Below are 13,705 nucleotides of genomic sequence, written 5' to 3' on the forward strand. Positions count from 1 at the left end.
GATTCCGCAGCCGTATCCGGCCTCCGGCCCGCCGCGCGGCGAGCTCCAGCCGAGCCAGTACATCCACGGCGCCCAGGCCGGGCGGCCCGATCCCCGCGACATCGCAGACCACCACCCCGCTCCCGCTCGTCTCCAGTCGCGCGCGCACGTCGTCACAGAGCCGGGGCACCTCGTCCCTGGTGACCGGGCCCGGCAGCACGAGTACCGCGGGTGTCGTGGCATCCACATTCAGTAGACCGGCCGGGGGCACGGAACTCATCGCGAGGGTCCGCACAGGATCACATTGACCTGAGCCGGGCTGCCCACAGAGGGTTGGGTGTATGCCCCACGAACCAACACCTCATGCGATACCCGACGGCCGCCTCCCCGCCGAGGGGGCGACGTGCAGGGGGTGCTGACCGGCTTCGCGGTGATCGCCGTCGTCATCGGGGTCGGCTATGTGATCGGACGGCGCGGATACCTCGGGGACAACGGACGTGAGGTGCTCACCAAGCTCGCCTTCCACGTGGCATCACCCGCCCTGCTGTTCACGACGCTCGCGGGGGCCGACCTGTCGGTGATCTTCTCCAGCCGGCTCCTGGTCACGGCGCTGAGCACGGCCGCGGCGGCCGGCGTCTTCGTCGCGGTGGGTGCCGTACGGGGCTGGGGCGTGGGGCGTACGACGATCGGCGCGCTGTGCTCCAGCTACGTCAACTCGGGCAACCTCGGCATACCGATCGCCGTATACGTGCTGGGGGACGCTTCGCTGGTCGCGCCCGTGCTGCTCTTCCAGGTGGTCGCCGTGACTCCCGTCGCGCTCACCGTCCTGGACCTGTCCGGGGACGGCGAGAAGGGTCCCCTGTGGCATCAGTTGATCACGCCGCTCCGCAACCCGATCGCGGTCGGTTCCCTCGCCGGGGTCCTGGTCTCGGCGACCGGCCTGACAGTGCCGGGCCCCGTCCTGGACCCGCTCACGCTGATCGGGAACATGTCGGTGCCCGCGGTACTGCTGGCGTTCGGCATCTCGCTGTGCGGCAGCAGCCTCCCCGGGCGCGGCTCCGACCGGCACCCGGTACTGCTCTCCGTGGCCCTCAAGTCCGTGGGCCAGCCGCTGGCCGCCTGGGCCCTGGCCGTCGGCGTCTTCGGCCTGCACGGCGCACCCCTGCTCGACGTCGTGGTCACCTCGGCCCTGCCCGCCGCCCAGAACCTCTTCACCTACGCCTCGCGCTACCGGGTCGGCGAAACCCTGGCCCGCGAGTCGATCCTGCTGTCAACGATCCTGGCGGTACCGGTGCTGGTGGTCATCGCGGCACTACTGGGATGACCACCAGCCCATGAGCAACAACTGAGGCTAGGAAATCCGGTCCAGCACGATCGCGGTCGGCTTGAAGTCCGTGCCGGCGGCCGCGATGTCGTAGGACCCCTCGACCGACTGGAGCGCGTACTCGAAGCGCTCCGGGGTGTCCGTGTGGAGGGTGAGGAGGGGCTGGCCCGCGGTCACCGTGTCGCCCGGCTTGGCGTGGAGTTCGACGCCTGCTCCGGCCTGGACCGGGTCCTCCTTGCGGGCGCGGCCTGCGCCCAGGCGCCAGGCGGCGATGCCGATGTCGTAGGCGTCGAGGCGGGTGAGTACGCCAGACTCGGGCGCCGTGACGACGTGCTGCTCGCGTGCGACGGGCAGCGTGGCGTCCGGGTCACCGCCCTGCGCGGCGATCATGCGACGCCAGACGTCCATCGCGGAGCCGTCGGCCAGGGCCTTCGCCGGGTCGGCGTCCTTGATGCCGGCCGCGTCGAGCATCTCGCGGGCCAGGGCGACGGTGAGGTCGACGACGTCCGAGGGGCCGCCGCCTGCCAACACCTCGACGGATTCCCGTACTTCGAGCGCGTTGCCCGCCGTCAGACCCAGCGGTGTCGACATGTCGGTAAGGAGCGCGACCGTCTTCACGCCGTGGTCCGTGCCCAACCCGACCATCGTGGAGGCGAGTTCACGCGCGTCCTCGATGGTCTTCATGAAGGCGCCGGTGCCGACCTTCACGTCCAGGACCAGCGAGCCCGTGCCCTCGGCGATCTTCTTGGACATGATCGAGGAGGCGATCAGCGGGATCGCCTCGACCGTGCCGGTGACATCGCGGAGCGCGTACAGCTTCTTGTCGGCGGGGGCGAGACCGTCGCCCGCCGCGCAGATCACCGCGCCCACGCCGTCCAGTACGGCGAGCATCTCCTCGTTGGAGAGCAGCGCGCGCCAGCCGGGGATCGACTCCAGCTTGTCCAGCGTGCCGCCGGTGTGGCCGAGGCCGCGCCCGGACAGCTGCGGAACCGCCGCACCGCAGGCCGCCACCAGGGGCGCCAGCGGGAGCGTGATCTTGTCGCCGACGCCGCCCGTGGAGTGCTTGTCGGCGGTCGGGCGGGACAGGGACGAGAAGTCCATGCGCTCGCCGGAGGCGATCATCGCGGCGGTCCAGCGGGCGATCTCACGGCGGTCCATGCCGTTGAGCAGGATCGCCATGTTGAGGGCGGCCATCTGGTAGTCGGCGACCTCGCCGCGGGTGTACGCGTCGATGACCCAGTCGATCTGCTCGTCGCTGAGCTCACCGCGGTCCCGCTTGGTGCGGATGACGGAGACGGCATCCATCGACAACACAGTCATGGCTTTCCTTCCGAAAGGTGAGCGGCCCCTCCCGACGATCGGTGATCGGTCGATCGGGAGGGGCCGCACGGAGTTACTTGGTGAGATGCTCCGGCCCGAAGGCCTGCGGCAGCATCTCGGAGAGCGGCAGGATCCCGGCCGGGGTCTCCAGAATCAGATCAGGACCGCCGAACTCGTTCAGCAGCTGACGGCAGCGCCCGCACGGGACGAGGATCTCGCCCCGCCCGTCGACACAGGTGAAGTGCGTCAGCCGGCCGCCCCCGGTGTTGTGCAGCTCGGAGACCAGACCGCACTCGGCGCACAGTCCGACCCCGTAGGAGGCGTTCTCGACGTTGCAGCCGGAGATGATCCGGCCGTCGTCGACGAGGGCGGCGACACCGACCGGGTAGCCCGAATACGGCGCGTATGCACGGGACATGGCCGCGCGGGCCACCTCCCGAAGGGCATCCCAGTCGACGGCCGAGGAACCCCCGTGTGCGGCCGTCACTTGCCCTGCCCCTTCCGGTACGGCAGACCGTCCGCCTTCGGCATTCGCAGGCGCTGCGCCGACAGCGCGAGCACCAGCAGCGTGATGACGTACGGCGTGGCGGAGACGACCTGGTTCGGGACCTCGTTGGTGAGGGCGTACCAGAGGAACACCAGGACACCGATGACCAGGGTGATCACGGCGGGCACATACTTCTTCCTGATCGCCAGCCAGATCGCGCCGATGAGCAGCAGGATGGCGGCGAGCAGCAGCAGCGCGTGGACGTTCTCGGAGCCGCCGCGCAGGTTGAGGCTGTCGGTGTAGCCGAACAGGCCCGCGCCCAGGGCGAGTCCGCCCGGCATCCAGTTGCCGAAGATCATCGCGGCGAGACCGATGTAGCCGCGTCCGCTGGTCTGGCCCTCCAGGTAGAAGGGGTTGGCGACGGTGGAGAGGAAGACGCCGCCGAGGCCGGCCAGACCGCCGGAGATGATCACGGCGATGTACTTGTACTTGTAGACGTTGACGCCGAGCGACTCGGCCGCGATCGGGTTCTCACCGCAGGACCGCAGACGCAGGCCGAAGGGCGTGCGCCAGAGGATCCACCAGGTGGCGGGGATCAGCGCGATGGCGATCAGGGTCAGCCAGGAGACGTCGGTGACCAGGCCGCCGAGCAGGCCCGCGATGTCCGAGACGAAGAACCAGCCCTTGGAGTTGAGGGTGGTGAGCCAGTCGGACAGCCCCGGCACCGTGAAGCTGCCGAGTGAGTCGACCGGCGGGGACTGCTTGGCCGAGCCGCCCTGGACGCCCTCGAAGGCGAGCGGGGCGAGGTAGCGGGTGACGCCGAGCGCCAGGATGTTGATGGCCACACCGGAGACGATGTGGTTGACGTTGAAGGTGACGGTGACGATCGCATGCAGCAGACCGCCGATGCAGCCGCCGATGATGCCGACCAGGACGCCGTTCCACGGGCCCCACTGGTAGCCGGCCCAGGCACCGAACCAGGTGCCGAGGATCATCATGCCCTCGAGGCCGATGTTGACGACGCCCGCGCGCTCGGCCCACAGACCGCCGAGACCGGCAAGGCCGATCGGGACGGCCAGTTCGAGGGCGGTCGACATCTGGCTGACGTTGGTGATGCCGTCGGCGCCGGTGATGATGCGGACGATCGAGGTCAGCGCGAGGCCGCCCGCGATGACCAGCAGGAGGACGGGAAGCGACAGCCGGCGGCCGCCGGGGGGCGCGGTCTCCAGCGAGGGCTGGTTGACGTCGGTTGCGGTGGTCATCGGCCCGCCACCTCCTTCTTGGTGTCGTTGTCGGAGGAGGCGCCGAGGACGTTGCCCGCGGCCAGCTCCGCGCCGACGCGGCGCTGCTGGCGGCGCAGACCCCACTCGCGTACCCACTCGTAACTGACGACGACCGAGAGCACGATCAGGCCCTGCATGATGACCGCGATCTCCTTGTCGTAGCCGTTGTAGTCGAGCTCGGGCGACGCCTTGTCCAGCCAGGCCCACAGCAGGGCCGCGAAGGCGATGCCGGTGGGGTTGTTGCGGCCGAGGAGGGCGATGCCGATGCCCAGGAAGCCGATGCCGGTCGGGAAGTTCAGGCTGTACGTGTGCGAGTCGCCGAGCAGGATCGGCAGGCCCGCGAGGCCCGCCAGTCCGCCGGAGACCAGCATGGCGGTGAGCACCATGCGCTTGGGGTTCACACCGCTGGCCGCGGCGGCGGTCTCCGAGGCGCCCGAGGCGCGCAGGTCGAAGCCGAAGCGGGTCCGGTTGAGGACGATCCAGTAGCCGATGCCGAGCAGCGCCGCGAGGACGACCAGGCCGTAGATCTCGCCCGAGTCGCCCATGTCGAAGCCGGGCACCCAGCCGGACTTGTCCATCTCGCCGGTGGTGTTGTTGTTGCCGACCTTGACGCCGAAGACGTTCGGCAGCCAGAGGTAGGCGATGACGGAGGTGGCGATCGCGTTGAGCATGATCGTCGCGACGACCTCGCTGACCCCTCGGGTGACCTTGAGGACACCCGCGATGCCGGCCCAGAACGCGCCCGTACAGACCGCGGTCAGGATGAGCAGCGGGACCTGGAGGACGGTCGGCAGCGCGACATGGGCGCCGACGACCGCGGCCATCATGGCGGCCAGCTGGTACTGGCCGTCCACACCGATGTTGAACAGGTTCATCCGGAAGCCGATGGCCACCGCGAGGGCCGCGATGTAGTACATCGAGGCCTGGTTGATGATCAGAACCTGGATGTCGGAGTACGTGGCCTGCTCGAACATGAGCGTGTACGGCTCGATCGGGTTCTTGCCCGAGGCGATCAGCACGACCGAGGTCAGCGCCACGGCCACGACGAGCGCGATGACCGGTCCGGCCACCGCGAGGAGCAGGCGCTCCTTGTCGAACTTCTTCATCAGCGGGCCTCGTCTTCCGGGGCGTCCGGGGTGTCTGCCGTGGTCTCGGCTTGATCGGCGGCTTGCTCGGCTTGCTCTTCGAGCTCCACCTGCTCGGCGAGCTCTTCGTTCTCCAGGTGGCCGGTGGCGGCGCCGGTCATGGCCGTGCCGAGCTCCTCCGGAGTGATGGTGGCCGGGTTGGCGTCGGCGACCAGCTTGCCGTTGTAGATCACCCGGAGGGTGTCGGACAGGCCGATCAGCTCGTCCAGGTCGGCGGAGATCAGCAGTACGGCGAGACCCTCGCGGCGCGCCTCCCGGATCTGGTCCCAGATCTGGGCCTGCGCGCCGACGTCCACACCCCGGGTGGGATGGGCGGCGATCAGGAAGCGCGGCTTGCTGCTCATCTCGCGGCCGACGATCAGCTTCTGCTGGTTGCCGCCGGAGAGCGAGGCCGCCGTGACGTCGATGCCGGGGGTGCGGACGTCGTACTCCTCGACGATCCGGCGGGTGTCTGCCTGGGCGCCCTTGATGTCGAGCCAGATGCCCTTCGCGTTGGGCTTCTCACTGACGTGGCCGAGGATGCGGTTCTCCCAGAGGGGGGCCTCCAGGAGCAGGCCGTGGCGGTGCCGGTCCTCGGGGATGTAGCCGATGCCCTGCTCGCGGCGCCTGCGGGTGGCCCAGGAGGTGATCTCCTCCTCGGCCAGCGTGATGGTGCCGGAGTCGGCGCCCTTGAGGCCGATGAGCGCGTCGATCAGCTCGGTCTGGCCGTTGCCCTCGACACCGGCGAGGCCCAGGACCTCGCCCGCGTGGATGGTGAAGGTGATGTCGTCGAGGAGGGCCTTGCCGCCGGGGGCGACCAGGCGCAGGTCGGTGACGGTCAGGACCGGGCGGTCGGTGACCGTGGACTCCGCCGTCTCCGGGGTCGGCAGCTCGCTGCCGACCATCAGCTCGGCGAGCTGGCGCGAGGTGGTCTGGGACGGGACGGCGGTGCCTACCGTCGTACCGCGGCGGATGACGGTGATGTCGTCGGCGACGGAGAGCACCTCGCCCAGCTTGTGCGAGATGAAGATGACCGACAGGCCCTCGGCCTTGAGCTCGCGCAGGTTGGCGAAGAGCCCCTCGACCTCCTGCGGGACGAGGACCGCGGTGGGCTCGTCGAGGATGAGGATGCGGGCGCCGCGGTAGAGGACCTTGAGGATCTCCACACGCTGGCGGTCGGCGACACCGAGCTCCTCGACGAGGACGTCGGGGCGCACACCAAGGCCGTACCGCTTGGAGAGGTCCAGGATCTTGCGGCGGGCCTTGCCGCCGATGCCGTACAGCTTCTCGCTGCCCAGGACCACGTTCTCCAGGACGGTGAGGTTGTCGGCGAGCATGAAGTGCTGGTGGACCATGCCGATGCCGCGTGCGATGGCGTCGGCGGGCGAGGAGAAGGTGACCTGCTCGCCTTCGACGGCGATGGTGCCCTCGTCCGGCTTCTGCATGCCGTAGAGGATCTTCATCAGCGTCGACTTGCCGGCACCGTTCTCGCCGACGAGGGCGTGCACCGTGCCCTTGCGGACGCTGAGGTGGATGTCGTGGTTGGCCACGACGCCGGGGAACCGCTTGGTGATCCCGGCGAGTTCGACTGCGGTCACCTGACCGTTGACCGCGCCGGCCGGAGGGCTGCTGGACGCGTTGATGGCGCACTCTCCTGAGGGAAAGGGGGTCGTCTACGCGCGTAGCGCCCCTACGGCAACATAAGGGGCGACGCGCCGCGAGAACGGGATACGGAGAGCCAGACTCCCCGTACCCCGTTGAGCGGACGTAACCCCGCGGTTACTAAGCAGCTCCGGGGAAGAGCGGGCGGCACCTGTGGAGCCTCCTGAACTTCCCCGGAGCCGCTCAGCGGTCCTGAGGTCTTGCTCGTCAGCTGGTCTTGACCTTGATCTCGCCGCTGATGATCTTTGCCTTGGCCGCCTCGACGGCGTCCTGGATAGCGGTGTTGCTCTTGAACTCCGGGTTGGAATCGGCCAGGCCGACCTCACCGGACTTCAGGTCGCCCCGAACGATACCGGTCTCCGGCTTGCCGTCCTCGACCGACTTCGCGAGGTTGTAGACCGCCTTGGCGACGTCCTTGGTCGCCGAGGTCAGGATGGAGCCCTTGTACGCCTTCAGGGCCTCCTGGTTGTACTGGTCGGAGTCGACACCGATCGCCCACACCTTGGCGGCGGAGGCGGCCTCGATGACACCCTGGCCGGACAGACCGGCGGCCGCGTAGACGACGTCGGCCTTCTTCTCGATCTGGCCCTCGGCGGCCGTCTTGCCCTTGTCGGGGCTGGAGAAGCCACCCTCCTCGGCGGTCTGCGTCAGGTACTGCGACAGGACGGTGACCTTGGAGTTGGTGTCCTTGACGCCCTGCTCGAAGCCCGCGCCGAACTTGTGGATCAGCGGAACGTCCACGCCGCCCACGAAGCCGACGGTGTTGGTCTTGGTGGCCTTGGCGGCCGCGACACCGGCGAGGTAGGAGGCCTCCTGCTCGGAGAAGACCAGGTCCGCGACGTTCGCCGTCTCGACCGTGGAGTCGTCGACGATGCCGAAGGTGGTGTCGGGGTACTTCGCCGAGGCCTCCTTGATGGCGGGCGCGTAGGCGTAGCCGATGCCGATGACCGGGTTGTAGCCCTGCTTGGCCAGCGAGACCAGGCGCTGCGTCTTGTCGGCGTCCGTCTCACCGTCCGTGGGCTCCACGTCGGCGGTCTTGTAGCCGAACTCCTTCTGCGCCTGCTCGAGACCCGCGTACGCGGCGTCGTTGAAGGACTGGTCGCCCTTGCCGCCGACGTCGTAGGCGATGGCGAGACCGAGGTCGCCCTTCGACTCCGACGAGCTCGAGGAGGTCGAGGTGCCGCCACAGGCGGACAGAACGAGGGCGAGAGACGCGGTCGCAGCGCCTGCGAGCGCGATGCGGGGAACCCGGCGCATGAGTTGTGCTCCTGTCGTACAAGCGCCTGACGGAACGGCTCGGCGCTGGCTTCGCCGCAGATTAACGCGCGTAGACCAACTAGAAAACCCCTTCTGTCCACCTTGTTATGCGGCTGTGCCCGACGGCGCTCATTTGACGGGTCGAGCCTTGCCGACCGCAAAGGGGCGGTGGCGGTGGGTGACCTGCGGCGCGGACACGGAAGCGGGCGGGTACCTTTCGGCACCCGCCCGCTCCATGTGACTTTGATCCTGTTCGCCCGTTCGGGCGCGGGACGGGCCTCAGCCCGCCGCCGGTGCGGTCACTACTCGGTCTTGACCTTGATCGTGCCGTCGATGATGCCCGCCTTGGCCTTGGCCACGGCGTCGGTGAGACCGGCGATCTCCGCCATCTTCGGGTTGCTGTCGGCGAGACCGACGCCGTCCACCTTCAGGTCGAACGTCTGCACACCGGTCAGCGGCTTGCCGTCCTTCACGGACTTGGCGAGCGAGTACACGGCGCCACCGACGTCCTTGAGCGCGGAGGTCAGGATGTAGTCCTTGTACTTGCTCAGGGCCGCCTGGTTGTACTGGTCGGAGTCGACACCGATCGCCCAGACCTTCGCCGCGGCGGCGGCCTCGATCACACCCTGGCCGGACAGACCGGCCGCCTGGTAGACCACGTCCGCGTTCTTCTCGATCTGGCCCTCGGCGGCCGCCTTGCCCTTGTCGGGGCTGGAGAAGCCACCCTCCTCGGCGGTCTGCGTCAGGTACTGCGAGACGACCTTGACCTTGGAGTTGGTGTCCGTGACGCCCTGCTTGTAGCCCGCCTCGAACTTGTGGATCAGCGGGATGTCCACGCCGCCGACGAAGCCGACGGTGTTGGTCTTGGTGGCCTTGGCGGCCGCGACACCGGCGAGGTACGAGGCCTCCTGCTCGGCGAAGACCAGGGACGCCACGTTGGCGCCCTCGACCACGGAGTCGACGATGCCGAAGGTGGTGTCCGGGTACTTGCTGGCGACGGCCGTCAGCGCGGGGCCGTAGGCGAACCCGATGCCGATGACCGGGTTGTAGCCCTGCTTGGCCAGCGAGGCGAGCCGCTGCTCCTTGTCCGCGTCGGTCTCACCGTCGGTGGGCTCGATGTCGGCGGTCTCGTACTTGAACTCGGCCTTCGCCTTCTCAAGGCCGGCGTACGCCGCGTCGTTGAAGGACTGGTCGCCCTTGCCGCCGATGTCGTAGGCGATGGCGAGGCCCTTGCCCCCGCTGCTCGCACTGCTGCTGTCGTCGCCCGCTTCGTTACTGGTACCGCCACAGGCCGTGGCCGCGAGTGCAAGCGACGCGACCCCCACCGCGACGCGGGTCAGTCTGGATATCCGACGCATCTGAAGGTTCCCCATTCTCCAAAGCCCCGCAGTGGGTGCTGAGTTCGGCGCACATTAACGCGCGTAGACCGTCCAGGGAACGGGGTTTGGCTTGGCCGTTATCCATTCGTGCCGATGGCCGGTTACGTCCCTGTGAACCGTGGGGCCAAAAGGTTCACTTGAGGACAGAGCGCCCACTGTCGTGGTGACGATCCGTGTGCGGATTGCGAGTATGCGTGACTGGACAAGCGGTTACGGGTGTCTCGGCACCACGCTACGACGCAGGGGTGGAGGGCGCTACCGGAGTGACCGGAGTCGGCGGAGAGGACGCGACCGAAGTGACCGGAGTCGACCGGGAGGGCGCGACCGCGGAGGAGTCGCGCCCGTCCCTTCAGACCCCGGCGTCGGAGCGGGACGCCCCGTCCAGCAGAGCCGCCGCGGTGAACAGCTCCACGCCCACCGTGATCGCCGACTCGTCGGCGTCGAAGTCGCCCTGGTGCAGGTCGCGGGGGGCGCGCTCGCCGGGCGTGCGCACTCCGAGCCGGGCCATCGCGCCGGGCACGTGCTCCAGGTACCAGGAGAAGTCCTCGCCGCCGAGGCTCTGCTCGGTGTCCTCGATGGAGTGCACCCCGCGCCGGGCGGTCATGGCGTCGCGCAGCAGGTCGGTGACGACCGGGTCGTTGACGACCGGCGGAACGCCCCGGATGTAGTTGATCTCGGACTTCGCCCGGTACATGTTCGCGATCTCGTCGATCGCCGCGTGCACGAGGTCGGGCGCGGCCCGCCAGGTGGCGAGGTCCAGGCAGCGCACGGTCCCGGAGAGCTCGGCGTGGTTCGGGATCACATTGCAGGCGTGCCCGGATTCGATCCGCCCCCAGGTCACGGCGAGCCCGCTGCGCGCGTCGGTGCGCCGGGCCACCAGGCCGGGAACGTCGGTGGCGACGCGGGCGGCGGCGGTGACGAGGTCGGTGGTGAGGTGCGGGCGTGCGGTGTGGCCGCCCGCGCCGTCGAGTGCGACTTCCAGCCGGTCGCACGCGGAGGTGATGGCGCCGTGCCGCAATCCGATGCGCCCCGCGTCGACCTTCGGGTCACAGTGCACACCGATGATCCGCCCGACGCCTTCGAGGACGCCCGACTCGATCGCGTCGGGGGCGCCACCAGGGAGTACTTCCTCCGCGGGCTGGAAGATCAGCCGTACGGGCCGCGGCAGCCGCCCCTCGCGGTGCAGCTCGGCGAGGACGAGACCGGCGCCGAGCACGACGGACGTGTGCACGTCGTGTCCGCAGGCGTGCGCGCGATCGGGCACGGTCGACCGGTAGGCGCAGTCGGCCTTCGTGTCCGGGATGGGCAGCGCGTCGATGTCGGCACGCAGGGCGAGCAGGGGGCGTACGCCGTCCCAGTCGCCGATGTCACAGATGAGCCCGGTGCCGATGGCGAGCACGCGCGGCTCCAGGCCCGCCAGCTCCAGGCGCGCCTTGAGCGCCGCGGTGGTGCGGAACTCGTGGTTGCCGAGCTCGGGGTGCATGTGCAAGTCGCGGCGGAACGCGACGAGTTCGGCGCGCAGCGCCTCGGGCAGCGCGCCGGGGAGCACGGCTTCCCCGGGGAGATCGGCCTCGGACTCTCGGGACATGACTTCGTTCACCCTCTGAAGGGTAGGGCGATCGGGCGGCCAACTGACCCACGATCAACAAAACTTCAACCCGTTAGGGGAAGAAAATCTGGCCGCACGGCGCATACACAGTGAATGGGATGGGTAAACTCGCCCGGCTTTCCGGGCGATTGGATCTTGAGCCGATCCGCCGAGGGTCTCCCGCGGACTCCCGAGTGGAAACGTCCCATGTGCCCGAGCCCATTCCCGTACTCGCTCTCCACGGTCTCACAGCCCGCCCCGTGATCCCGGAACCATCACCGCCACGCGGCGGTTCCGACACGGACCGTGATTGCCGGTCCCTCGCGGGGCAGGCTCGGCGCATGCGGGCATGTGGATGCGGTGAGGACCAGATCCCCTGGATGCTGGCGAGGTTCGGGTTCCTCGGGACGGCCGGGCTGGTCGTCGGGGGGCTGGTGGTGATGATCCTCGCGGGGTGGGTGCTGGGGTGGGGGGTCTGGCTGCTCCGGCGGCGCGGCACCGGAGCGCCTGCCGACGGGGCGGGACTTGCGGGGTTCACCTGGCGGGAGGAGGAGCCGTAGAAGACTCCCGGCGTCCGGGCAACCAAATTCCCCGAACCGGTGGTCTGGGGGGCGAGGGGGTGCGGAATGCAGGTCGAGGAAGATGCCCAGTTTCAGGCCTTCGTGAGAGCGCGATGGACCCATCTGGTGCGGACCGCCTATCTGTTGACGGGTGATCCGCACGACGCGGAGGACCTGACGCAGACCGCGCTGGCCAAGGCCTACCGGTCGTGGCGGCGGGTGCGGCGCAGTGACAGCCCGGAGGCGTACGTGCGGCGCGTGCTGGTCAGCTGCAACAGCGACCGCTTCCGCAAGCGGCGGGTCACCGAGCGGCTCACCGCGGCGCCGCCGGAGCGGGCGGGGCAGGACGACGCCGTCTCACGGGCCGACGAGCGGAGCGTGCTGATGGCCGCGCTGGCGGGGCTGCCGCCGCGGCAGCGGGCGGTGGTCGTCATGCGGTACTGGGAGGACCTCTCCGAGGCGGAGACCGCCGAGGTACTGGGCTGCTCGCAGGGCACGGTCAAGAGCCAGGCTTCCAAGGGGCTGGCGAAGTTGCGTGAGTATCCGGGTCTTGCGCGGGTCATGGACGCGCCCGGACCCATGACGTTCGAACGGGGAGGCAGCCGGTGAGCCGGGACGAGAACGAGGGCATGTACGAGGGCTGGGACCCTTCCTGGGGGTCGAAGGGCTCGAAGCCGGGCGGTGGAACGCCCTCCGGTCCGGGTCTCGACGCGCACTCCGCTCCAGGCCGATTCGAGGCGCAGCTGAGGGAGTTGCTGGCCGAGGACGCGTACGCCATCGCGCCCTCGCCCGCTCCCTGCGCCACCATCCAGCGGCAGGGCCGCACGGGCAGCCGGCGGCGTGCGGCGGCCACCGGGGTCGTGCTGGTGACCCTGGCCGCCGTGCCCGCGGGGGCGTACGCCTTCGGACGCGCGGACGGCTCGCCGGCCGGCGCGGACACGGTGGTGGGGACGGCTTCCCCCACCTCCAGCGCGCCCCCCACCTCGGCGCCCCCATCCCCATCCCCGTCGCCGTCCGGTCCCGCCGGCCCGGCGACCCCCGGCCAGCTCGTCGACGGCATCACCTTGTCGCAGGCCGCGGACGGGCTGGAAGCGTGCATCGCCTACAACGGCGACCTGGGCTTCTCGCACTCGGATCTGGGGACCGCCGCCGACTACCGCGTCCTCCTCGCCATGAACAGCACCGGGGACGACAACGCCCCCGGCGACGGCATCTTCGTCGTCGCGGTCAGGGAGAAGCCGAAGCAGGAGCAGACGCGACTCATCTGCAACGTGAAGGACGGCAAGGCGAGCGGCATCAACATCAGCGGCTCGGACGCCGGCCCGGACACCGGCCATGTCGTCCCCGACATGAACGGCGGCAAGCTCTACAAGCAGACGATCATCACCAGCAACGGCTGGAAGCTGCCGTTCCGTTGGGGCAGCATCGGCACCTTCGACTCCTCGGTGGCAAAGGTGACCGTCACGTACGGCAGCAGGACGAGCGAGGCGGCCCTGGACCACGGCTGGTTCGCCGCCACCGGAATCCTCGACCAGCAGGTCACCGCGGCCCCTCGCATCAAGGGCTACGACGCCGCCGGCAAGCTGGTGTACGACTCCGACCGGGACAAGTTCTACGCGAAGACGTTGTCGTAGGGCGTCGGCGTCGGCGCCGGGGCCGGGGCCGGGGCCGGGGCGGGCATCGGGCGGGTCGGCCCCGCCGGTGGCCGCCCGGACTCTCCCACCGCACGCTGTCACTCGACT

Annotated in this window: 12 protein-coding genes and 1 pseudogene; 4 read left to right on the forward strand and 9 right to left on the reverse strand. The window is 69.5% G+C overall.

Annotation, left to right across the window (positions count from 1 at the left end; all coding sequences use genetic code 11):
* Window positions 1–19 precede the first annotated feature (19 nt).
* A pseudogene (locus OG266_RS16350) lies at window positions 20–259 on the reverse strand (STAS domain-containing protein); the annotation flags it as partial.
* Between the two features lie 123 nt (window positions 260–382).
* On the opposite strand from OG266_RS16350, the gene OG266_RS16355 reads away from it, so the two are divergent.
* Window positions 383–1,303: an AEC family transporter gene (locus OG266_RS16355; protein ID WP_371546440.1), complete on the forward strand. Its 921-nt coding sequence runs from the start codon at window positions 383–385 to the stop codon at window positions 1,301–1,303.
* 27 nt (window positions 1,304–1,330) lie between these two features.
* On the opposite strand, the gene OG266_RS16360 is transcribed toward OG266_RS16355, so the two are convergent.
* The 8 genes from OG266_RS16360 to OG266_RS16395 all read right to left on the reverse strand — a co-directional run bounded on the left by OG266_RS16360 (window position 1,331) and on the right by OG266_RS16395 (window position 11,403).
* Window positions 1,331–2,614, reverse strand: coding sequence for a thymidine phosphorylase (locus OG266_RS16360; protein ID WP_266463818.1), 1,284 nt, complete (start codon window positions 2,612–2,614; stop codon window positions 1,331–1,333).
* A gap of 82 nt (window positions 2,615–2,696) precedes the next feature.
* On the reverse strand, window positions 2,697–3,110 hold the full coding sequence (locus tag OG266_RS16365) for a cytidine deaminase (RefSeq protein ID WP_266455435.1): 414 nt from the start codon (window positions 3,108–3,110) through the stop codon (window positions 2,697–2,699).
* Entirely contained in the window at window positions 3,107–4,372 is a 1,266-nt protein-coding gene (locus tag OG266_RS16370) for an ABC transporter permease (protein ID WP_266455438.1), read from the reverse strand. Before OG266_RS16370 ends, OG266_RS16365 begins: the two co-directional genes overlap by 4 nt.
* Complete coding sequence (locus OG266_RS16375; RefSeq protein WP_326721035.1) at window positions 4,369–5,499, reverse strand: ABC transporter permease; 1,131 nt, start codon at window positions 5,497–5,499, stop codon at window positions 4,369–4,371. Before OG266_RS16375 ends, OG266_RS16370 begins: the two co-directional genes overlap by 4 nt.
* Window positions 5,499–7,115: an ABC transporter ATP-binding protein gene (locus OG266_RS16380; RefSeq protein WP_266455443.1), complete on the reverse strand. Its 1,617-nt coding sequence runs from the start codon at window positions 7,113–7,115 to the stop codon at window positions 5,499–5,501. The genes OG266_RS16375 and OG266_RS16380 overlap by 1 nt, the downstream gene beginning before the upstream one ends.
* A gap of 271 nt (window positions 7,116–7,386) precedes the next feature.
* Window positions 7,387–8,436, reverse strand: coding sequence for a BMP family protein (locus OG266_RS16385; RefSeq protein WP_371546444.1), 1,050 nt, complete (start codon window positions 8,434–8,436; stop codon window positions 7,387–7,389).
* 302 nt (window positions 8,437–8,738) lie between these two features.
* Window positions 8,739–9,794, reverse strand: a complete 1,056-nt coding sequence (locus OG266_RS16390) for a BMP family protein (RefSeq protein WP_266455447.1) — start codon at window positions 9,792–9,794, stop codon at window positions 8,739–8,741.
* Between the two features lie 370 nt (window positions 9,795–10,164).
* Window positions 10,165–11,403 (reverse strand): amidohydrolase, encoded by a 1,239-nt coding sequence (locus OG266_RS16395; RefSeq protein ID WP_266455450.1) that lies wholly within the window; start codon window positions 11,401–11,403, stop codon window positions 10,165–10,167.
* A 341-nt stretch (window positions 11,404–11,744) separates the two neighbouring features.
* On the opposite strand from OG266_RS16395, the gene OG266_RS16400 reads away from it, so the two are divergent.
* The 3 genes from OG266_RS16400 to OG266_RS16410 all read left to right on the forward strand — a co-directional run bounded on the left by OG266_RS16400 (window position 11,745) and on the right by OG266_RS16410 (window position 13,597).
* Window positions 11,745–11,963: a hypothetical protein gene (locus tag OG266_RS16400; RefSeq protein ID WP_329545830.1), complete on the forward strand. Its 219-nt coding sequence runs from the start codon at window positions 11,745–11,747 to the stop codon at window positions 11,961–11,963.
* 66 nt (window positions 11,964–12,029) lie between these two features.
* The gene (locus OG266_RS16405) at window positions 12,030–12,572 is read left to right on the forward strand and encodes a SigE family RNA polymerase sigma factor (RefSeq protein ID WP_266455456.1); all 543 of its coding nucleotides are present in this window, start codon (window positions 12,030–12,032) and stop codon (window positions 12,570–12,572) included.
* On the forward strand, window positions 12,569–13,597 hold the full coding sequence (locus OG266_RS16410; RefSeq protein WP_371546447.1) for a hypothetical protein: 1,029 nt from the start codon (window positions 12,569–12,571) through the stop codon (window positions 13,595–13,597). The genes OG266_RS16405 and OG266_RS16410 overlap by 4 nt, the downstream gene beginning before the upstream one ends.
* Window positions 13,598–13,705 lie beyond the last annotated feature (108 nt).

The organism is Streptomyces sp. NBC_00554 (genome assembly GCF_041431135.1).
Taxonomy (GTDB): Bacteria; Actinomycetota; Actinomycetes; order Streptomycetales; family Streptomycetaceae; genus Streptomyces.